This window comes from Priestia sp. YIM B13551 (assembly GCF_042787905.1).
In the GTDB taxonomy this organism is placed as follows: domain Bacteria; phylum Bacillota; class Bacilli; order Bacillales; family Bacillaceae_H; genus Priestia.
Genome location: NZ_JBHZOX010000005.1, coordinates 129,138 through 149,851, shown reverse-complemented (window position 1 = coordinate 149,851; position 20,714 = coordinate 129,138). Strand labels below are relative to the sequence as shown.

Sequence of the window (20,714 nt, the reverse complement as noted above, 5' to 3'; positions counted from 1 at the left end):
CGACACGAAGCTAAAGATGCTTGTGTCGAATTTTTTGATTAGTTTAATCCATATTCTTTGATTTTGTTATAAAGGGTGCCGCGTGAAATGCCAAGCAGATCTGCTGCTGCACTTTTGTTTCCATAGGTTTTTTGAAGAGTCTCTTCTATTAGCCTAGCTTCTTGAAGAGAATCTTCCTCTTTTTGAACTTCTGTGAAAGAACTTGCATCCTTCAGGTTGTCAGGAAGGTGCGTAAGGGTAATCAATGACTGATCACTTAGAAAAATCATTCGTTCAATCGTATTTCGCAGCTCGCGAATATTGCCTGGCCAGTCGTATTGCATAAAGGCTTCGAGAACTTCAGAGCTGATGAAAGGAGCCTTCTTTTTATACTTTTTACTAAATTCCTGTACAAATTGCTGAGTCAATGCTTCGATGTCTTCTTTATGGTCTCGAAGCGGCGGAATAATAATGTTGATGACGGTCAGCAAATAGTAAAGATTTTCATGGAATTCACCGGCTTTTAGCAACTCTTCCAAAGGCGTCGTGGTAGAGGCTACAATTCGGGTTTGGACTTGAATTTCTTCCGTGCCTCCAACGTGATAAAAGGATCGTTCTTCCAAGTAACGGAGAAACTTCACTTGAATTTCAAGAGGCATTTTATCAATTTCTTCAATAAATAACGTCCCGTTATGAGCCTGCTCCAGTTTTCCCGCAATGGTCGTTGGATCTTCTGAAAAGACATCTTTTTGATGACCAAAGAGCTCAATTTCCAGGAGTCCCGATGGAATAGTGGCGCAATTTAAAGATAAAAAAGGTTCTTTATGTTTGGATCCCCCGTAGTGGATGGCCTGAGCCAGCATTTCTTTCCCAGAACCAGGTTCTCCTGTTAATAAAATAGGCATATCTGTAGATGCCACTTTTTTGGCAATGTCAACGGCTTGCTTAATTTCAGGACTGATACCCGCGAAAGAAGAAAATGGATTATCTTTCGGAATGAGAAGAGACACATCAATTTCTTCATTTAATCTTACAATATTGGTAATGTCATGTTCAGTTGCGACTCCACCTATGACTCGATTGTTTCTTATAATAGGAGATGCATTGATGAGCACGTGAGTTTGTTCATTAGGACGATGATACGTTCCGCGAACAGGGCGCCCTTCATTTAGAATCGTATGTAGAATGATGGATTCATCTTTGAAATGCTCTCCGATTTTTCTACCAATAATATCATCTCTCTGAATCTTATACGTATGTTCCGCAGCAGTATTCCACAAGATTACATTTCCTTCATTATCGACCGCTGTCACTGCATCATTAATGGTTTCTGCCAATGTATCAAAATAGGAAGCTAATATCTCATTTTGGCTATGCAAATGTGTAATCCACTGTGAAGGTGTTACAAGTCCTATTGTGGTTTCTTGGTTTTCTGCTTGAATGAGGACTGGTCTGTTCCAGTTTGTGTTGGCTTGTAAATTGGCTAACGTAGAAGTAGAAGATGAAGGCCAATTTGTATCCGCTATTACTTTCTTTATGGAAGATGCCCTGTCATGACCTGTTAAAAGGTATCGTTCATCTTTGTGTATTACATAAAAGGTATTTGCTGTGACTACAACGAAGTCATAGTTTGAAAGTTCAGATTTCACTTTAGCTAAAGAAGTTGATTCTTCAACTGTTGTAAAGGAGTTATTTATAAGAACTTGATCAACGCTTGCCATACTAAACCCCTCTCAGTACATATTTTTTATACTGTATCATAATTTAGAAATTGGCGCAAAAGCCTATCTTTTTCAAACAATAACGCAGCTTACTTTCTTTTGTTGCTTTCATCTAAAGAGTTGTATTCCCTTCGAAAAGGGTAGTATAAGAATTTAGTGGGTAATAAAGTAACAGGGTAAAAAATAAAAACAAACAAACACTATATAAGATTAATACTCATTAGTTTCATTTATGATTATAAAGTGATAAAATACGAATATCAGTTCGTGTTTTCGGTTTTTACATATCGTAATAAAAATAGATAAAACAAGAAAATAGAAACGGAGGCCTTCATTTGAAAGATCAGTTTGAATTAGTATCCCCATATCAACCGCAAGGTGATCAGCCAAAGGCAATTGAAAAGATCGTGAAAGGAATTAAAGAAGGTAAGCAGCATCAAGTTTTGTTAGGTGCTACAGGAACGGGAAAAACCTTCACCATGTCTAATGTTATTAAGGAAATAAATAAGCCGACACTAATTATGGCTCATAACAAAACGCTTGCTGGTCAATTGTACAGTGAGTTTAAAGAGTTTTTTCCTAATAATGCAGTCGAATACTTTGTCAGTTACTACGATTACTATCAGCCTGAAGCCTATGTACCTCAAACAGATACATTTATTGAAAAAGATGCGAGCATTAATGATGAAATTGATAAACTTCGTCACTCGGCAACTTCTTCTCTTTTTGAACGAAAAGATGTCATTATTATTGCCAGCGTATCCTGTATTTATGGCTTAGGGTCTCCGGAAGAATACAAAGAAATGGTCGTATCTCTTCGAGTAGGAATGGAAAAAGAGCGCAATCAGCTGCTTCGTACGCTAGTAGATGTACAGTACGAAAGAAATGATATTGACTTTAAGCGCGGAACGTTTCGCGTTCGCGGTGATGTTGTGGAGATTTTCCCTGTGTCTCGAGATGAACACTGTATTCGCGTCGAGTTTTTCGGCGATGAAATTGACCGCATCCGAGAAGTTGACGCTCTAACAGGAGAAATCATTGGTGATCGTGAACATGTAGCTATCTTCCCGGCATCTCACTTTGTCACGAGAGAAGAAAAAATGCGTGTTGCCATTCAAAATATTGAAAAAGAACTAGAAGAACAGCTAGAGAAGCTAAAAGAAGCAGGCAAGCTTTTAGAAGCGCAGCGCTTGGAGCAGCGCACGCGCTACGACCTAGAAATGATGAGAGAAATGGGCTTTTGTTCGGGAATCGAGAACTACTCTCGTCATTTAACGCTTCGTCCCGCTGGTTCTACACCTTATACACTGCTGGACTTCTTCCCGGAAGATTTCCTTCTTGTTGTGGATGAATCACACGTTACGATTCCTCAAGTTAGAGGAATGTACAATGGAGACCAAGCGCGTAAACAAGTGTTAGTGGACCATGGTTTCCGCTTGCCGTCCGCATTAGATAACCGCCCGCTTAAATTTGATGAATTTGAACAGCATATTAACCAAATTGTTCATGTTTCCGCAACACCAGGTCCTTATGAACTTGAGAAGGCACCTGATGTGATTGAACAAATTATCCGTCCAACGGGATTATTAGATCCAAATATTGAAGTTCGACCAATTGAAGGGCAGATTGATGATTTAATTGGAGAAATTCATGACCGGATTAAGCGAAATGAACGAGTACTCGTTACGACGTTAACAAAGAAAATGTCTGAGGATTTAACGAACTACTTAAAAGAAATCGGCATTAAAGTTCAATATCTTCACTCTGAAGTGAAGACGCTCGAGCGTATTGAAATTATCCGAGAGCTGCGGCTTGGAAAGTACGATGTGCTTGTAGGAATTAACTTACTTCGTGAAGGTTTAGATATTCCGGAAGTTTCGTTAGTAACCATATTAGACGCGGATAAAGAAGGATTCTTGCGTTCAGAACGATCGCTTATTCAAACCATCGGACGTGCTGCGCGAAATGCTAATGGACATGTCATTATGTATGCAGATCGCATCACAAACTCCATGGACATTGCTATCAATGAGACCAAGCGTCGTAGAAGTATTCAAGAAGCTTACAATGAAGAGCATGGTATTACACCAACAACGATTCAAAAAGAAGTTCGAGGCTCAATTCGTGCAACAGTAGTAGCAGAAGATACAGAAACGTATGAAGAAGCACCGGCCTTTGATAAGCTCAACAAAAAAGAAAAAGCAAAGCTCGTAGAAGAAATGGAACAAGAAATGAAAGAAGCAGCCAAAGCGCTTAACTTTGAACGCGCAGCTGAGCTTCGTGACTTGATTCTAGAATTAAAAGCGGAAGGGTGACAAAACATGGCGATGGAAAAAATCGTGGTAAAAGGTGCACGAGCCCACAATTTGAAAAATATCGATATTGAAATCCCACGAGACAAATTAGTGGTGTTAACAGGGTTATCAGGTTCTGGTAAATCTTCTTTGGCTTTCGATACAATCTATGCAGAAGGACAAAGACGTTATGTCGAGTCGCTTTCGGCATATGCAAGACAGTTTTTAGGTCAAATGGATAAGCCAGATGTAGATTCGATCGAAGGATTGTCGCCTGCTATTTCAATCGATCAAAAAACAACGAGCCGAAACCCTCGTTCAACCGTCGGAACTGTGACGGAAATCTATGACTATTTACGCCTTTTGTTTGCTCGTGTAGGAAAGCCGATTTGTCCTAATCATGGAATTGAAATTACATCTCAAACGATTGAGCAAATGGTAGATAGAATTTTAGAATACCCTGAACGCACAAAACTTCAAGTACTGGCACCTGTGGTATCTGGACGAAAAGGTACCCATGTAAAAGTGTTAGAAGATATTAAAAAGGAAGGGTACGTTCGCATTCGAGTAGACGGAGAAATGCGTGAAATAACAGAAGAAATTGAACTGGAAAAAAACAAAAAGCACTCCATTGAAGTAGTGATTGATCGCGTTGTTGTAAAAGAAGGTGTAGCCGCTCGTTTGTCGGACTCTTTGGAATCAGCTCTTCGCCTTGGAGAAGGGAAAGTAATTATTGATGTGATAGGTGAAGAAGAACTGCTTTTTAGTGAGCATCATGCTTGTCCAAAATGTGGTTTCTCCATTGGAGAACTTGAGCCCCGCATGTTTTCATTTAATAGTCCGTACGGGGCGTGTCCAACGTGTGACGGGTTAGGAACGAAATTGGAAGTGGATAAAGATTTAGTTATTCCTAACTATGACTTAACGCTTCGTCAGCACGCAATTGCACCTTGGGAGCCAACAAGTTCTCAATACTATCCGCAGCTGCTTGAAGCCGTATGCACACATTACGGCATCGATATGGACGTGCCGGTGCGAGATATCCCGGAACATTTATTTGATAAAGTATTATATGGCAGCGGTAAAGAAAAAATTTACTTTCGCTATGAAAATGATTTTGGCCAAGTAAGAGAAAATCATATCGAATTTGAAGGCGTGCTTCGGAACGTAGAGCGCCGTTATCATGAAACAAGTTCAGATTATATCCGTGAGCAAATGGAAAAGTACATGGCTCAGCAAGCTTGTCCAAAATGTAAAGGAAATCGCTTAAAACGTGAAAGCTTAGCGGTGCTTATTGACGAAAAGCATATAGGAGATACAACCCGCTTCTCGGTAAAAGAAGCATATGATTTTTTTGAAAGTCTCAGCCTATCTGAAAAAGACATGAAGATTGCGGATATGATACTGCGTGAAATTCGTGAGCGTCTAAGCTTTCTCATTAACGTGGGACTTGATTACTTAACATTAAACCGCTCTGCTGGAACTCTCTCAGGAGGAGAAGCACAGCGGATTCGTTTAGCTACTCAAATTGGTTCTCGTTTGACGGGGGTTCTTTATATTTTAGATGAACCTTCTATCGGTCTTCATCAACGTGACAATGATCGCTTAATTCGCACGATGCAAGATATGCGCGATATTGGAAATACGTTGATTGTTGTAGAACATGACGAAGATACGATGATGGCAGCTGATTATTTAATTGATATCGGACCAGGAGCTGGCGTACACGGGGGTGCTGTTGTTTCTCAAGGTACGCCTCAGGAAGTGATGGAGGATGAAAACTCTTTAACGGGTCAATATCTATCAGGAGAGAAGTTTATTCCTCTTCCAGCGGAAAGACGGTCAATAGATAAAGATCGAATGATTGAAATTATAGGAGCAAAAGAAAACAATTTAAAAAATGTAAAGGCAAAGCTTCCGTTAGGTATGTTCACGGCTGTTACAGGTGTATCTGGATCAGGTAAGAGTACGCTGGTAAATGATATCCTTCATAAATCATTGGCGCAAAAGCTGCATAAAGCAAAAAGCAAAGCAGGAGAACATAAAGAAATCAAAGGCATTGAACACTTAGATAAAGTCATTGATATTGATCAGTCTCCCATAGGCCGTACGCCTCGTTCGAACCCTGCAACGTATACAGGTGTATTCGATGACATCCGAGATGTATTTGCCCAAACAAACGAAGCAAAAGTGCGTGGATATAAAAAAGGTCGTTTTAGCTTTAACGTGAAAGGCGGCCGCTGTGAAGCTTGTCGAGGAGACGGTATTATTAAAATTGAAATGCATTTCTTGCCAGATGTATACGTCCCTTGTGAAGTCTGCCACGGCAAACGATATAACCGTGAAACTTTAGAAGTGAAATACAAAGATCAAAACATTTCAGATGTATTGGATATGACCGTTGAAGACGCGCTTCACTTCTTTGAAAACATTCCAAAGATTAAGCGCAAGCTGCAGACAATTTACGATGTAGGACTTGGCTATATCACGCTTGGACAGCCGGCTACTACTTTATCTGGTGGAGAGGCACAGCGTGTAAAGTTAGCTTCAGAGCTTCACCGCCGCTCAACAGGAAGAACGCTGTACATTTTAGACGAACCGACTACCGGTCTTCATGTCGATGATATTGCACGATTATTAAAAGTGCTCCAGCGTTTAGTTGAAAATGGAGATACGGTTCTAGTGATCGAACATAATTTAGACGTCATCAAAGCTGCTGATTACCTGCTTGATTTAGGACCTGAAGGTGGAGATAAAGGCGGACAAATTGTGGCTGCGGGTACGCCAGAAGAAGTGTCAAAAGTAAAAGAATCCTATACGGGTCATTATTTGAAGCCAATTTTAGAACGTGACCGTAAGCGTATGGAGAAAAAAGTTGAAAAAGCAGAGGCATTAACTCGTTAAAAGACACCAGCATTGGTGTCTTTTTTATAAAGAATGAAACTTTTTAACTCATTAAACCGTAATACATGATATAAGGAGCTGATTATTATGGAAGGAAATCGCATACTATCTTCCTTAAATTATTTTAGCGTTTTCTTTGCACCATTTTTATTACCTATTATTATTTATTTTGTTGTTCATAACATAGAAGTAAAGAAACATGCAAAAACTGCATTTTTGTCACATTTATTACCTATCGCTACAGCGATCTTATTCTTATTTTTCTTGCTTCCTGCTCTTACTGGCTCTAGTGGAACGGTATTTATTCTTTTAATTGTAGCTTTAGTTGTTGTTTCTTTAGTTAATGTTGTGGTGTTTGTATGGAATATTGTAAAAGGGATACAAATATTAAGCAAATAGAAAGTTAAATGACTAAAACGTAAAGAGGAGATGGAACGTATGAGTGAAAAGCGCAAACAAATTTTACAGATGGTAGAAGAAGGAAAACTTAGCGTGGATGAGGCTTTAACTTTGCTAAATTCACTGGAAAAAGACTCAGCTAATGATTCTTCCTATGCTACGCCTGATAAAGCTGAGCTATCCCCTTATGTAGGAGGAAAACAGAAAAAAACGTACGCTTCTAAATCATCTCAAAGCTCTTTAAAGGAAAAATTATTTACATTTGTAGATCAAACGGTAAAAAAAGTAAAAGAAGGAGATTTAGATTTTAACTTTGGGCCTTCGATTGACGTTCAGCACATCTTTCAACAATCAGAAGCATATATTCAAGAGATTGACGTAGATTTAGCAAATGGAAGCGTCCAACTCCGCCCTTGGGGAAGTACAGAAGTACGAATAGAATGTGAAGCTGCTATTTACAAAGTAGAGAATTCGGATGAAGCGCGCCGCACTTTCTTGCAGCATACGGCATTTTCCATTGAAAATGGCAAATTGCGCTTTGCAATTCAGCAAAAGCAAATGAAGGTGAAGGCGATTATTTATATTCCAGAAATGGAATATGAACGCGTCAAGCTCCGTATGTTTAATGGTTCAATCGATGGGGAAAGACTAAGCGTACGAGACCTGAAAGCCAAAACAGCTAATGGTACCATCCGCTTTTACGATGTGAATAGCCATTCTCTTGAAATGGAGACATCAAATGGGCATATGGAACTTTCTCGAATACTCGCTTCAAAATGTGAGCTTGAAACAATCAATGGAACGGTTAAATTTGATGGGGATACAAAGAAAATTGACGTTCAAACATTTAACGGAGATATTGATACTTATTTAAAAGGAGAGCGCATTGAAAAAGCATTTTTCAAAACGACTACGGGGAGCATTACGCTCTATACGCCGCCCCACCTCTCCGTTGATGGAGATTTGAAATCTAACTTTGGGAATTTTACATGTACACTTCCTGAGATGGAAATAGTAGATGAGAAAAAAGAAACGGTGATGAAACAACTTCGTTTCAAAGCCAATATCGCTTCGCCTAAAGGCTATAAATTGTTAGCTGAATCCAAAACGGGCTCAATTGTTATAAAATAGAAAACGCTTGGTTTAGTAAAAAAGCAAAGGAGATGATTAACGTGCGAAAGTTGTATCGTTCGCGAACAAATCGCAAGCTTGCGGGTGTTATCGGCGGTATTTCTCAGTATATCGGAATAGATGCTTCACTACTGCGCGTATTGTTTATCATCAGTTTATTTTTTACAGTAGGTACCCCGGTCATTTTATATATGATTTTTGTGTTTTTAGTTCCAAATGAAGAAGGAGATTTCTAAAAATGTTATTGCGTGGAATCATTAGTATTTTAATCAATGCCCTCGTATTAATCGTAATCGCAGGTTATATTGACACCTTTCACTTGGAATCAGTCAGTGCAGCTATTATCGCGAGCTTGATTCTATCGATTTTGAATGTGTTTGTTAAGCCGATTTTAATTTTACTTACCCTGCCGGTGACATTTCTTACGCTTGGCCTATTCTTATTCGTTATTAATGCCATTACGCTGATGATTACACAAAGTGTTATGGGAGATTCTTTTAATATTGACGGGTTTGGTACAGCGCTTTTAGCCTCGGTAATCATGTCGCTTTTAAATGCGCTTATTCAACGAGTGATTGTTGAACCGCTTCAAAATAGAAGATAACTTTCTTGCAATATTTAATTTTCTAAAAAAGATGGTAAGGCGATGCAGCCTATGCCATCTTTTTTTTCTTTTCTTTCCGTATTAATGATAAAATAAAGTGGCTAGTAGAACCAAACGCGACATAAAAGCGAGAGTTGGATATACTGTAGACATGAACAGGTATATGACTGTTCATAAAAGGAGGATGCACGGTGGTTAAAGTACGTACAAAAGACATCATTGAGAAATTTAAATTAGAGCTTATTAGCGGAGAAGAAGGAATCGACCGTCCTATTTCAACGAGTGATATTTCACGTCCAGGTATTGAAATGGCAGGTTATTTTACATATTACCCAGCGGAACGTATCCAGCTGTTAGGTAAAACAGAACTATCATTTTTTAAACAGTTAGATGATGAACAAAAAAAAGTTCGAATGGAAAAGATGTGTACAGATATCACGCCGGCTATCATCGTTTCGCGTGAAATGGATGTACCGAAAGAACTTATTGAAGCTTCAGAGCGTGAGTCAGTTCCTGTGCTGCGTTCAAGCTTTAAAACAACGCGACTTTCCAGCCATTTAACGAATTTTCTTGAAAGCCGGCTAGCACCTACTACTGCCCTGCACGGCGTATTAGTTGATATATACGGAATTGGTGTATTAATCATGGGAAAAAGCGGCGTTGGTAAAAGTGAAACAGCTCTAGAGCTTGTTAAGAGGGGACATCGCCTAGTAGCCGATGACTGTGTGGAAATCCGTCAAGAAGACCAAGACACGCTTGTAGGAAATGCGCCTGGTTTAATCGAGCATTTGCTTGAAATTCGAGGACTAGGGATCATCAATGTGATGACGCTATTCGGCGCAGGAGCTGTACGAAGCTATAAGCGAATTTCACTTGTTATTCAGTTAGAGACATGGGATCAGCAGAAACATTATGATCGCCTTGGTTTAGAAGAAGATAAAATGAAAATCATTGATACAGACGTTACAAAAATTACATTGCCAGTACGTCCGGGACGAAACTTAGCTGTTATCATTGAAGTGGCAGCAATGAACTTCCGCTTAAAGCGTATGGGTATTAACGCAGCAGAACAATTTTCTGCACGCCTAACAGATGTAATTGAAGAAGGAGATCGTGAAGATTTATAAGAAAGGGTGTTAACTTGTGGAAGCAACTATTCAGCCGTTAGATCGCGTTTTCCTTGAAATTGGCCCTCTAACGGTCTACTGGTACGGCGTAATTATCGGTGCAGGTGTTCTATTAGGTCTTTATATTGCGACAAGAGAAAGCGTAAGAAGAGGCTTATCAAAAGATACATTTGTTGATCTTATCTTATTTGCTGTGCCAATAGCTATTATTTGTGCGCGAATTTATTATGTATCCTTTGAATGGGGATACTATTCAAAGCATTTAAATGAAATACCTCAGATTTGGCAAGGTGGGATTGCCATTCATGGAGGCTTAATCGGAGGCGTATTAACTGCCATTGTGTATTCGAAAGTAAAAAAGATTTCATTTTGGAAGTTGGCTGATATTGCTGCGCCTAGTTTAATCCTTGGCCAAGCCATTGGGCGCTGGGGCAACTTTATGAATCAAGAGGCACATGGGGGGCCGGTTACCCGTGCTTTTTTAGAAGGGTTGCACCTTCCAAATTTCATTATTAACCAAATGTATATTAACGGTACATATTATCATCCTACGTTTTTATACGAATCATTATGGGATTTTGCTGGATTTATCCTGTTGATGGTACTTCGCCGCACCAGTCTGCGAAAAGGAGAAATTTTCTTATCTTATTTAATCTGGTACTCAGTTGGACGCTTCTTTGTAGAAGGGCTTCGCACGGATAGCTTAATGCTGACGCATACACTCAGAATCGCTCAAGTTGTTTCACTTGCACTGATTGTAATAGCCATTATTTTAATTATTATCCGCCGCGTGACGGGAATGAGTAAACAGAAATACTTAGAGAATGAAGAAGAACAATCTAAGGCGTAAATGAAGAAAAGCTACAAGGTTTACACAAACTTGATTTGACGCAAGGGAAGGAAATGAATAATGACGATTAATACGGTTTTGTTTGATTTAGACGGTACGCTAATTGATACAAATGAATTAATTATTGCCTCTTTTACTCATACGCTTAATCACTATTATCCTGAACAATATACTCGTGAAGATATTTTACAGTTTATGGGACCTCCTTTATACGACACGTTTGTAGAAATGGATAAAACGAAAGTAAACGAAATGATTGAGATGTATCGCACGCATAATCTAGCCAATCACGATTTGCTTGTTAAAGAATTTGAAGGCGTACTTGAAACAGTTAAATGGCTGCACGAGCAGGATTATAAATTAGGTATTGTCACAACAAAGCAAAGAAATACGGTCATGATGGGGCTTAAGTTAACAAAGTTAGATCAGTTCTTTGATACGATTGTCGCAATTGAAGACGTGACAAATGCAAAGCCGCATCCTGAGCCAGTAGAAAAAGCACTGAAGCTGCTTAATGCTAAACCTGAAGAAGCGCTGATGGTGGGAGATAACCATCATGACATCGTTTCTGGCCAAAGAGCTTATACGAAAACAGCTGGAGTTGCTTGGAGTGCAAAAGGAAGAGATCATATCGCTTCTTATAATCCTGATATTATTTTAGAAAATATGACGGATTTAATTGATATATTAAAAGGAGAACGTCAGTGAGAAAAACGACGCGCTATCCGGTTAAAGGAGCTAATTCCCTTTGGCATGTCTATAAGACCGTGCCTTTTTGGAAAGTAGTGCGCAACTTCCTAATCATTCAATGCGCTCGCTATACGCCCTTTCTTTCGATGAAAAACTGGCTGTACAAAGCGTGCTTAGGGATGAAAGTAGGACCTCAAACATCCTTTGCCCTTATGGTGATGCTCGATATTATGTTTCCTGAAAAAATACAAGTAGGACGCAATACGGTTATCGGATACAATACAACTATTCTCGCTCATGAATATCTGATAACGGAATATCGTCTTGGAGATGTCATCATTGGGGATGAAGTGATGATTGGAGCAAATAGCATCATCCTTCCAGGCGTAACAATCGGCAACGAAGCGGTTGTAGCGGCTGGAACGGTGGTTCATAAAGATGTAGCACCCGGTTTCTTTGTTGGAGGTAACCCTATGCGTGTCATCTATACAAAAGAAGAAATGGAAAAGCGCAGGGAAGCAGAACCTAAAGCCACAACTTAGCAAGAACTAAGCTGTGGTTTTTTTTGTAAATTTGAACAGCTGGCGGTTGACGGCTGACTTTATCGGGTGTAAACTATCAATAACTTTAATTTGTTATTTCGCTAATACATTAGCGTAATAAAGTAAAATCAGCCTATCAATGGTTCCTTAATAGATAAAATCAAGCTTAAAGGACGTGTCGGAATGTCAAAGTTATTTATGTTTGAAAAACCTCTTGGAATGAGGGATACCCTGCCAGCTCTTTTTGAAAGAAAAAAACAAGTTCGCAATCAGCTGGCAGATGAAATCGGCAGCTGGGGCTATCAATATATGGCAACGCCTACTGTGGAATACTACGAGACGGTAGGAAGCGCATCAGCTATTTTAGATCAACAATTGTTTAAACTTTTAGATAAAGAAGGGCATACGCTTGTGCTGCGACCGGATGTAACAACACCATTTGCACGTGTGGCCGCTTCAAAACTTTTAAATAATTCTCCTTTGCGCTTAGCTTATGAAGCAAATGTATTCCGAGCTCAGCAGCGTGAGGGCGGCCGCCCGGCGGAGTTTGAACAAATAGGCGTTGAGCTAATTGGAGACGCTACGATGAGCAGCGATGCTGAAGTGATTGCTCTCATGATCGGCGCATTAAAAAGAGCGGGACTTAAATCATTTAAAGTGGCAATTGGCCACATAGGGTTTGTTAATTCGCTTTTTTTAGAAATTGTCGGAAATGAAGAACGTGCTAACGTGCTTCGCCGCTTTTTATATGAGAAAAATTACGTGGGCTATCGTAATCATGTAAAAGATTTGAATCTATCTTCTATTGATAAACAGCGTCTCCTTCAGCTGCTTAACCTGCGCGGAGATGAAAAGAAGATTGAAGAAGCGGTTGAACTAGTTGAAAACGAAGCTGGTAAAAAAGCAGCCGGCGATTTGAAAAAGCTATGGAATATGCTTGATGCATACGGTGTAACGGATGAAATTAAAATTGATTTTAACTTAGTCAGTCATATGAGCTATTACACAGGTATTTTATTTGAAGTCTTTGCTGAAAACGTTGGTTTCCATATCGGTAATGGAGGACGTTATGACCAGCTTCTTGAAAAATTTGCGTCTAAAACACCAGCTACAGGATTTGGAATTCAGCTGGACCGCTTAATTGAAGCGCTGGGCGAAGAAGTATATGAGCCTTCAGCAGTATACGGCATATTATATAGCCAGGAGCGTTTGGATGAGGCATTAGCTTTAGCTGCTGAACAGCGCAAGCAAGGATACCGGGTAGTGACTCAGGAAATTGCAGGCGTTGATGATGTTGATGTATTTACTGCACAGTTTGAAGAAGTCACGTTTCTAATTGGAAAACGAGGCAAGGGGGGACAATAATGAGTGAACTATTAACAATTGCAATGCCAAAAGGACGTATTTTTGAAGAAGCAGCTGAACTTTTGCGTCAAGCAGACTTTCAATTGCCGCCAGAATTTGACGATTCGCGCAAGCTGATTGTAGATATTCCTGAAGAGAACATGCGCTTTATTTTAGCAAAACCAATGGATGTTACTACTTATGTAGAATACGGAGTAGCGGATCTTGGTATTGCAGGTAAAGACGTAATGTTAGAAGAAGAACGAGATGTCTATGAGCTGTTGGATTTAAATATTAGTAAATGTCATCTGGCCGTTGCCGGTTTGCCTAATGCTAAAAAATCAGAAATTGCTCAAAAAGTGGCAACTAAATATCCAAATGTAGCATCTACTTATTTCAGGGAGCAAGGAGAGCAAGTAGAAATTATAAAATTGAATGGTTCGATTGAATTAGCGCCTTTAATCGGCCTGGCTGATCGGATTGTTGATATTGTATCAACGGGACAAACACTAAAAGAGAACGGACTTGTTGAATTGGAGCACATTGAAGATATTACATCGCGTTTGATTGTGAACCCTGTGAGCTATCGTTTAAAAGACGAACGAATTGATGATTTAGTGAATCGTTTAGCCCAAGTGGTTCAACCTGTATAAAAGAGGTGACATACATTGAAAATTACACGTGTAACAGAACAAGTGAGCTTAAAGCGTACGATTGATCAAGGGACAAGTGCTCAAAGAGAAATTGTCGTAAATATTTTAAAGCAGGTGCAAGAGCAAAAAGACGAAGCTTTAAAACGGTATACAGCCCAATTTGACGGCGTTGAGCTTTCTTCTTTGCTTGTGACAGAACAAGAAAAGAAGCGTGCTTATGAGCTGGTTGATGCAGATATGCTGTCAACCATTCGTGAAGCTGCTGACAACATTCGTGATTACCACGAAAGAATGGTCGAGCAGTCTTGGATGACAACAAAAGAAGACGGCACCATTTTAGGGCAGAAAGTAACGCCTTTAGATGCAGTAGGTGTTTATGTACCGGGAGGCCTTGCGGCTTATCCTTCTTCCGTTTTAATGAATGTCATTCCTGCTCAAGTGGCAGGTGTAAAACGTATCGTGATGGTTTCACCTCCAGGAAAAGACGGCGCGCTTCCTGCTGGAGTAGTGGTAGCAGCGAGTGAGCTTGGGGTCAAAGAGATTTATAAAGTAGGGGGAGCTCAGGCAGTAGGAGCACTTGCCTATGGAACAGAAACAATTCAATCCGTCGATAAAATTGTAGGGCCAGGTAATATCTTTGTTGCATTAGCGAAAAGAGAAGTATATGGCTTAGTAGACATTGACTCAATTGCTGGACCTAGTGAAATTGTCGTACTAGCAGACGATACGGCTAAGCCGAACGAAGTGGCCGCTGATTTATTGTCTCAAGCAGAACATGACAAATTAGCTTCAAGCATTTTAGTTACACCTTCTATGAAATTAGCCGAAGCTGTTAAAGAAGAAGTGGAAAGACAAGTGGAATCTTTACCTCGTAAAGAAATTGCAAAACCTTCTATTGATAACCATGGCGCTATTTATGTGACTGGGTCATTAGAAGAAGCGATTGAAGCTGTTAATCAATTAGCTCCTGAGCATTTAGAAATTATGACTGAAAGTCCGCTTGAACTTTTAGGTTCCATTCGTCATGCCGGTGCTATTTTTCTAGGAAGATACAGCTCAGAACCTGTTGGCGATTATTTCGCGGGACCAAACCATGTTCTTCCAACAAATGGGACAGCAAAATTCTCAAGTCCTTTATCAGTTGATTCATTTGTGAAAAAGTCTAGTATCATTTCATACAGCCAACAAGCTCTGCAAAAAAATGTCTCGAAAATCGCAGCGTTTGCTCGTTTAGAAGGGCTAGAAGCTCATGCAAGGGCGGTTGAAGAACGCTTTAAAAAATAAGGTGGAGATTAAAAGAAAAGAGTAGAAATGTTCTTTTCTTTACTTATTACATGCACAGTTGAAAGGAGTTTCACAATGAGAGAGTCAAGTATTAAACGTACAACAAACGAAACGGATATTGCATTAGCCATTGGAATCGATGGAGAAGGAAAAGCGAACATTGATACAGGCGTTCCTTTTTTAAATCATATGCTCGATTTATTTACAAAACACGGACAGTTTAACCTTGATGTAAAAGCAGATGGAGACACGGAGATTGATGATCACCATACAACGGAAGATATCGGTATTTGCCTTGGTCAAACGTTCAAAGAAGCGCTCGGTGATAAAAAAGGAATTAAACGCTATGGAAATGCTTTTGTACCAATGGATGACGCTTTGGCTCAAGTCGTAGTGGATTTAAGCAATCGTCCTCATTTTGAATTTAAAGGTGACATTCCCGCGTCGCGCGTCGGTACATTTGATACAGAGCTTGTGTATGAATTTTTATGGAAATTTGCATTAGAATCTCGCATGAATGTACATGTAATTGTACACTACGGTAAAAATACACACCACATTATTGAAGCGGTATTTAAGGCATTAGCACGTGCTTTGGACGAAGCGACAACGATTGATCCGCGTGTCAAAGGTGTGCCTTCGACGAAAGGGATGTTGTAAATGATTGGCATTATCGACTATGGGATGGGCAACTTATACAGCGTAAGTAAAGCTCTTGAACGATTAAACTATGACTATATTATCTCCGCAGATCCTGCAGAACTAAGAAAGGCAAAAGGGCTGATTCTTCCTGGAGTTGGAGCATTCAAAGATGCGATGGAACAGCTGAATCAAACAAAGCTGACGGACTTTATTAAAGAAGAAGTAGCAAAAGGAATGCCTTTGCTTGGAATTTGTTTAGGTATGCAGCTTTTATTTGAAGAAAGCGATGAGAACGGCGTAACAAAAGGGCTGGAACTGTTAAAAGGGAGAGTGGAGCGTATTCCCGGCATTACTGCCGAAGGACAGACATATAAAGTTCCGCATATGGGCTGGAACTCTTTAGATTTTCATCAGCAGTCTGCTCTGCTTGATGGAATCAGTGAAGGTCACGTGTACTTTGTTCACTCTTATTACGTAAAAACAAATGATCAAGACGTGCTTTTAGCAACAAGTCCTTATGATGTTGAAGTTCCAGCAGTTGTTGGAAAAGAACACGTATTTGGCACTCAATTCCACCCTGAAAAAAGCAGTGCAATCGGAATGCAAATGCTGCAAAATTATGCAAACTTCTTAGAGAAAAGGAGCCCATCGTATGAGCAAATTTGAAATATATCCAGCCATTGATATGCGCGGAGGAAAGTGCGTCCGTTTGCTTCAAGGAGATTACACAAAAGAAACGGTGTACGGAGATTCTCCGGTAGATATGGCCACACAATTCGCAAGTGAAGGCGCTCAGTGGATTCACATGGTTGATTTAGACGGCGCAAAAGCGGCCAAGCGCGTGAATGATGAATTTGTGCTAGGCGTGAAAAAGAAATTAGATGTACGTGTGCAAATTGGAGGAGGCATTCGCTCAGAAGCTGACGTTGCTTACTACTTAGAAAACGGAATTGACCGCGTTATTTTAGGAAGTGCAGCTATTTCTAATCCTGAATTTGTGAAAAAAATGCTGAAGGAATATGGTGCGCGTATTGCTATTGGTATTGATGCACGTGATGGCTATGTTGCAACGGAAGGCTGGGTGGAAACATCTACAATCAAAGCGACAGAACTAGGAAAAGAATTGGCTAATGCTGGTGCGGAAACATTTATTTTCACGGATATTTCTACTGATGGTATGCTGTCTGGTCCTAATGTGGAAGGAATTGTTGAAATGGCTAAGGCTACTGGAAAAGGTGTGATTGCATCAGGGGGAGTTAGTAAACTTGCTGATCTAGATGCACTAAAGAAATATGAAGCTGACGGCGTTATTGGTGCGATTGTAGGGAAAGCACTTTATACAAATAAGTTTACAGTAGCTGAAGCACTTCAAGAGGTGAAAGCGTAATGATTACAAAACGAATCATTCCTTGTTTAGATGTAAAGGACGGCCGTGTGGTAAAAGGAGTTCAGTTTGTGGAACTTCGAGATGCAGGAGATCCTGTAGAGTTGGCGAAATTTTACGATGAAGAAGGCGCAGACGAATTAGTCTTTTTAGACATTTCTGCTTCTCATGAAGGACGCAAAACGATGGTACATGTTGTAGAAGAAGTAGCATCTCAGCTAGCGATTCCTTTTACGGTGGGCGGAGGAATTAATGCATTAGAAGATATGAAAAGAATGCTTCGTGCTGGTGCAGACAAAGTGTCATTAAATACAGCGGCCGTACTCAATCCAACACTGATTACAGAAGGGTCCGATTTTTTTGGAGCTCAGTGTATTGTGGTAGCCATCGATGCTAAGTACGATGAAAGCTTACAATCATGGCGAGTCTATACACACGGAGGCCGCAACGCAACGAACTGGGAAGTAATCGACTGGGCAAGAGAAGCAGTGAAGCGCGGTGCGGGTGAGATCTTGTTAACGAGTATGGATAAAGACGGTGAAAAGTCAGGGTTTGATTTAGCATTAACCAAAGCAGTCAGCCAAGCGGTGAGCGTTCCTGTTATTGCTTCTGGCGGCGCAGGAAATGGTCAAGATTTTGTCGATGCGTTTGAAAAAGGGGAAGCTGACGCGGCTTTGGCGGCTTCGATCTTTCACTATAAAGAAACATCTGTAAAAGAAATTAAAAGCTATGCAAAACAACAAGGAGTGAGCATTCGATGACGATTGAAAACATTAAATTCAACAGTGATGGACTTGTGCCAGCTATTGTACAAGATGCTGTGAGCAAAGAAGTTTTAACATTGGCTTATATGAACGAAGAATCACTTCAAAAATCAATTGATACACGTGAAACATGGTTTTACAGCCGTTCTCGACAAGAGTTGTGGCACAAGGGCGCAACCTCTGGAAACACACAAAAAATTGTGAGCATGGCATATGACTGTGATGCCGATTCTCTTGTTGTAAAAGTGGAGCCTCAAGGTCCTGCTTGTCATACGGGCGCTTACAGCTGCTTTAATGAAACAATTCTTGGCGAAAATAAACAAAACGATAATCGGTTTGCTATTATTAATGAGCTAGAAGAAGTAATCGCTAAGCGTGAAGCTGAAATGCCAGAAGGAGCTTATACGACGTACTTATTCGATAAAGGCGTAGATAAAATCCTCAAAAAAGTAGGAGAAGAAGCTGGTGAAGTGATTATTGCAGCAAAAAATCGTGACCATGATGAGCTGAAGTGGGAAGTTGCAGATTTATTGTACCACGTACTTGTTTTACTTCGTGAGCAAAAGCTGCCTTTAGACGATGTCCTATCAGTATTAAAAGAGCGTCACTCTAGCTAATAGCTACATAGTGAAAGGAGAGAAGGAGTTGTCTCATTTTAGATAAAAGAGGCAAAACCTTCTCTTATTTGTGTCAAGAAACGACTGCTTACAGGCTCCTTTTTTGAATAGAGGTATTAAACTTCTTGGCAAATGTGATATACTACGAACGTCGAAATTATCAACTTATTTGGAGGGCTTAATGGAAAAACACTCAAAAGTAATTCAAAAAATGGCACAAGTAATTCCATTTTCGCAAACGGGTGACTTCTATTTCGAAAAAGCGCTGCAGGCGTTTGAAGAAGAGGAGTCGGATAAAGCGCTCAAGTATTTAACGCGTGCAAACAAAGAGAATGCCCGTAATCCACAGCTTCTTACAAACGTTGGAGTAGCTTTAACGGAGCAGGGAGATTATCAAGATGCCAACGAGCTTTTTCTCCATGTGATTCATCATATGGACGATAAATTAGGAAGCTGTTACTACTATATAGCCAACAGCTATGCGCATCTTGGACTGTTTGAAGAATCAAAAAAATACGCGATGTATTACATTGAGCATTTTCCAAATGGTGACCTCTTTCGATCGGCTACAGATCTGTTAGATTTACTATCAATTGATGTGGATGAAGAAGATGAAGAGCCTAAAAATCAGCTAGGCGACATGCTGATTATAAAACAAGAACAAGCAAAACGACTGCTTGAAGCAACGAATTTTGAAGAAGCAGTGGATTTGTTAACTGAAATAATTGATGAGTATCCAGAATTCTGGTCTGCATATAATAATTTAGCGTTAGCTTATTTTTATTTAAATAAAATTGATGAGGCAATGGATTTGCTGAATGAAGTATTGGAGAAAAACCCTGGAAATCTTCATGCGTTATGCAATCAGCTGATTTTCTATTATTATTGCCATAAGCATAAAGAAGTTGAGGAGCTTACAGACGGGCTTAGCCGCGTTTATCCAATGTCATTTGAACACCGCTATAAGCTTGGAGCAACATTTGCATTGATTGGTCAATACAAACTATCATACAGATGGTTAAAAAAGCTTTATACACAAGGATTTCAAGGAGACAACTCATTTCATTATTGGCTCTCATATGCCTCTTACTATACCGGACGTGAAGCGTTCGCTAAAGAAATGTGGAAGCTGGCATTGGAAGACGTTCCTGATAAAGAAGGAGAGGAGCCTTGGCGCATCAGTCAAAAAGCTGCGAAGGTTTTTCAATCGAAAGTGGATGTTACAGCGAAAAAGAAGTGTGCAACAAAAAATGTTCACGATCAGCTTTACAGCTTGTATATGGCAAAAAAGCTTCCTGAACAGCAGCGTCTGCTTCTTTTAGAAGAAATCAAGTCGTCCATACATATGAGTACACTTTTGGATGAAGTATATACGTATGTATGGCAGGATAAACAACATGTGATTTTTGAGGTGGCAGATGTTATTGAACTGGAGATGGAATCGCAGAATGAAAGTGATACCCAGGATCTTTTAAGCTTTTGGTTTTATGTATATGTACAGGTATATAAACAATCCTATGATTTTCAGCATGTGAACGTAAATGCATGGGCCGCAGCCGTCACATATATATGGGCGAAAGAAAAAAGGCAGGCTATTACTCAAGCCGATGCGGCAAAACAATATTCCATTTCCGCTGCAACAGTTAGAAAGTACAGTAAAATTGTGAATACGTTATTAAATTGAGCAAAAAAATAGACGGTAATAGGAAGAACATATTAGGATAGTGGTAACGAAATAATTATCCATAAATTTGGAATCAACTACGAAGGAATTTCCTAAAAGGA

At 39.8% G+C, this 20,714-nt stretch carries 20 protein-coding genes; 19 read left to right on the top strand and 1 reads right to left on the bottom strand.

All coding sequences use genetic code 11. The features are described 5' to 3' along the window. Window positions 1–38: 38 nt before the first annotated feature. The gene (locus tag ACFX4N_RS22460) at window positions 39–1,700 is read right to left on the bottom strand and encodes a sigma-54 interaction domain-containing protein (protein ID WP_029319330.1); all 1,662 of its coding nucleotides are present in this window, start codon (window positions 1,698–1,700) and stop codon (window positions 39–41) included. A 335-nt stretch (window positions 1,701–2,035) separates the two neighbouring features. Between ACFX4N_RS22460 and uvrB the strand changes: the two genes are divergently transcribed. From uvrB to ACFX4N_RS22365, 19 genes are all read left to right on the top strand, one after another. After that, window positions 2,036–4,015 carry an excinuclease ABC subunit UvrB gene (uvrB, locus tag ACFX4N_RS22455; RefSeq protein ID WP_013059732.1) on the top strand — a complete coding sequence of 660 codons (1,980 nt, stop codon included), beginning with the start codon at window positions 2,036–2,038 and terminating at the stop codon, window positions 4,013–4,015. A gap of 6 nt (window positions 4,016–4,021) precedes the next feature. After that, window positions 4,022–6,898 carry an excinuclease ABC subunit UvrA gene (gene uvrA, locus ACFX4N_RS22450; protein ID WP_053487810.1) on the top strand — a complete coding sequence of 959 codons (2,877 nt, stop codon included), beginning with the start codon at window positions 4,022–4,024 and terminating at the stop codon, window positions 6,896–6,898. Between the two features lie 87 nt (window positions 6,899–6,985). Next, the gene (locus ACFX4N_RS22445) at window positions 6,986–7,297 is read left to right on the top strand and encodes a hypothetical protein (protein ID WP_098900921.1); all 312 of its coding nucleotides are present in this window, start codon (window positions 6,986–6,988) and stop codon (window positions 7,295–7,297) included. A 39-nt stretch (window positions 7,298–7,336) separates the two neighbouring features. Beyond that, window positions 7,337–8,428 (top strand): DUF4097 family beta strand repeat-containing protein, encoded by a 1,092-nt coding sequence (locus ACFX4N_RS22440; RefSeq protein WP_013059729.1) that lies wholly within the window; start codon window positions 7,337–7,339, stop codon window positions 8,426–8,428. Window positions 8,429–8,469: 41 nt separating this feature from the next. Beyond that, window positions 8,470–8,664, top strand: coding sequence for a PspC domain-containing protein (locus tag ACFX4N_RS22435; protein ID WP_013059728.1), 195 nt, complete (start codon window positions 8,470–8,472; stop codon window positions 8,662–8,664). Between the two features lie 2 nt (window positions 8,665–8,666). Then, a complete protein-coding gene (locus ACFX4N_RS22430; protein ID WP_013059727.1) occupies window positions 8,667–9,032 on the top strand; it encodes a phage holin family protein in 366 nt (121 codons plus the stop codon). A 191-nt stretch (window positions 9,033–9,223) separates the two neighbouring features. Then, a complete protein-coding gene (gene hprK, locus ACFX4N_RS22425) occupies window positions 9,224–10,159 on the top strand; it encodes an HPr(Ser) kinase/phosphatase (RefSeq protein ID WP_013059726.1) in 936 nt (311 codons plus the stop codon). 16 nt (window positions 10,160–10,175) lie between these two features. Continuing rightward, window positions 10,176–11,009: a prolipoprotein diacylglyceryl transferase gene (lgt, locus tag ACFX4N_RS22420; RefSeq protein WP_057275301.1), complete on the top strand. Its 834-nt coding sequence runs from the start codon at window positions 10,176–10,178 to the stop codon at window positions 11,007–11,009. Between the two features lie 60 nt (window positions 11,010–11,069). Continuing rightward, on the top strand, window positions 11,070–11,717 hold the full coding sequence (ppaX, locus tag ACFX4N_RS22415; RefSeq protein ID WP_013059724.1) for a pyrophosphatase PpaX: 648 nt from the start codon (window positions 11,070–11,072) through the stop codon (window positions 11,715–11,717). Then, window positions 11,714–12,241: an acyltransferase gene (locus tag ACFX4N_RS22410; RefSeq protein ID WP_107918143.1), complete on the top strand. Its 528-nt coding sequence runs from the start codon at window positions 11,714–11,716 to the stop codon at window positions 12,239–12,241. Before ppaX ends, ACFX4N_RS22410 begins: the two co-directional genes overlap by 4 nt. A gap of 183 nt (window positions 12,242–12,424) precedes the next feature. Next, window positions 12,425–13,606: an ATP phosphoribosyltransferase regulatory subunit gene (locus tag ACFX4N_RS22405; protein ID WP_013059722.1), complete on the top strand. Its 1,182-nt coding sequence runs from the start codon at window positions 12,425–12,427 to the stop codon at window positions 13,604–13,606. After that, window positions 13,606–14,238, top strand: a complete 633-nt coding sequence (hisG, locus tag ACFX4N_RS22400; protein ID WP_013059721.1) for an ATP phosphoribosyltransferase — start codon at window positions 13,606–13,608, stop codon at window positions 14,236–14,238. The genes ACFX4N_RS22405 and hisG overlap by 1 nt, the downstream gene beginning before the upstream one ends. Before the next feature lie 15 nt (window positions 14,239–14,253). Further along, on the top strand, window positions 14,254–15,522 hold the full coding sequence (gene hisD, locus ACFX4N_RS22395) for a histidinol dehydrogenase (RefSeq protein WP_013059720.1): 1,269 nt from the start codon (window positions 14,254–14,256) through the stop codon (window positions 15,520–15,522). 75 nt (window positions 15,523–15,597) lie between these two features. Next, window positions 15,598–16,182 carry an imidazoleglycerol-phosphate dehydratase HisB gene (gene hisB, locus ACFX4N_RS22390; protein WP_013059719.1) on the top strand — a complete coding sequence of 195 codons (585 nt, stop codon included), beginning with the start codon at window positions 15,598–15,600 and terminating at the stop codon, window positions 16,180–16,182. Continuing rightward, window positions 16,183–16,830, top strand: a complete 648-nt coding sequence (gene hisH, locus ACFX4N_RS22385) for an imidazole glycerol phosphate synthase subunit HisH (RefSeq protein ID WP_013059718.1) — start codon at window positions 16,183–16,185, stop codon at window positions 16,828–16,830. Beyond that, window positions 16,817–17,551 carry a 1-(5-phosphoribosyl)-5-[(5-phosphoribosylamino)methylideneamino]imidazole-4-carboxamide isomerase gene (gene hisA / locus ACFX4N_RS22380; RefSeq protein ID WP_013059717.1) on the top strand — a complete coding sequence of 245 codons (735 nt, stop codon included), beginning with the start codon at window positions 16,817–16,819 and terminating at the stop codon, window positions 17,549–17,551. Before hisH ends, hisA begins: the two co-directional genes overlap by 14 nt. Further along, entirely contained in the window at window positions 17,551–18,309 is a 759-nt protein-coding gene (gene hisF, locus ACFX4N_RS22375) for an imidazole glycerol phosphate synthase subunit HisF (protein WP_013059716.1), read from the top strand. The genes hisA and hisF overlap by 1 nt, the downstream gene beginning before the upstream one ends. Then, window positions 18,306–18,929, top strand: a complete 624-nt coding sequence (gene hisIE, locus ACFX4N_RS22370; RefSeq protein ID WP_013059715.1) for a bifunctional phosphoribosyl-AMP cyclohydrolase/phosphoribosyl-ATP diphosphatase HisIE — start codon at window positions 18,306–18,308, stop codon at window positions 18,927–18,929. The genes hisF and hisIE overlap by 4 nt, the downstream gene beginning before the upstream one ends. Before the next feature lie 181 nt (window positions 18,930–19,110). After that, a complete protein-coding gene (locus ACFX4N_RS22365; RefSeq protein ID WP_025601653.1) occupies window positions 19,111–20,613 on the top strand; it encodes a tetratricopeptide repeat protein in 1,503 nt (500 codons plus the stop codon). The last annotated feature ends 101 nt before the right edge of the window (window positions 20,614–20,714 follow it).

What these genes read in the sequence shown, in the direction of transcription:
- ACFX4N_RS22405 (WP_013059722.1), top strand. Translation starts at nt 12,425, where the DNA reads ATGTCAAAGTTATTTATGTTTGAAAAACCTCTTGGAATGAGGGATACC.
- hisA (WP_013059717.1), top strand. Translation starts at nt 16,817, where the DNA reads ATGAGCAAATTTGAAATATATCCAGCCATTGATATGCGCGGAGGAAAG.
- hisB (WP_013059719.1), top strand. Translation starts at nt 15,598, where the DNA reads ATGAGAGAGTCAAGTATTAAACGTACAACAAACGAAACGGATATTGCA.
- ACFX4N_RS22440 (WP_013059729.1), top strand. Translation starts at nt 7,337, where the DNA reads ATGAGTGAAAAGCGCAAACAAATTTTACAGATGGTAGAAGAAGGAAAA.
- hisF (WP_013059716.1), top strand. Translation starts at nt 17,551, where the DNA reads ATGATTACAAAACGAATCATTCCTTGTTTAGATGTAAAGGACGGCCGT.
- hisG (WP_013059721.1), top strand. Translation starts at nt 13,606, where the DNA reads ATGAGTGAACTATTAACAATTGCAATGCCAAAAGGACGTATTTTTGAA.
- hisIE (WP_013059715.1), top strand. Translation starts at nt 18,306, where the DNA reads ATGACGATTGAAAACATTAAATTCAACAGTGATGGACTTGTGCCAGCT.
- ACFX4N_RS22430 (WP_013059727.1), top strand. Translation starts at nt 8,667, where the DNA reads ATGTTATTGCGTGGAATCATTAGTATTTTAATCAATGCCCTCGTATTA.
- ppaX (WP_013059724.1), top strand. Translation starts at nt 11,070, where the DNA reads ATGACGATTAATACGGTTTTGTTTGATTTAGACGGTACGCTAATTGAT.
- ACFX4N_RS22365 (WP_025601653.1), top strand. Translation starts at nt 19,111, where the DNA reads ATGGAAAAACACTCAAAAGTAATTCAAAAAATGGCACAAGTAATTCCA.
- ACFX4N_RS22460 (WP_029319330.1), bottom strand. Translation starts at nt 1,700, where the DNA reads ATGGCAAGCGTTGATCAAGTTCTTATAAATAACTCCTTTACAACAGTT.
- ACFX4N_RS22445 (WP_098900921.1), top strand. Translation starts at nt 6,986, where the DNA reads ATGGAAGGAAATCGCATACTATCTTCCTTAAATTATTTTAGCGTTTTC.
- hisH (WP_013059718.1), top strand. Translation starts at nt 16,183, where the DNA reads ATGATTGGCATTATCGACTATGGGATGGGCAACTTATACAGCGTAAGT.
- uvrA (WP_053487810.1), top strand. Translation starts at nt 4,022, where the DNA reads ATGGCGATGGAAAAAATCGTGGTAAAAGGTGCACGAGCCCACAATTTG.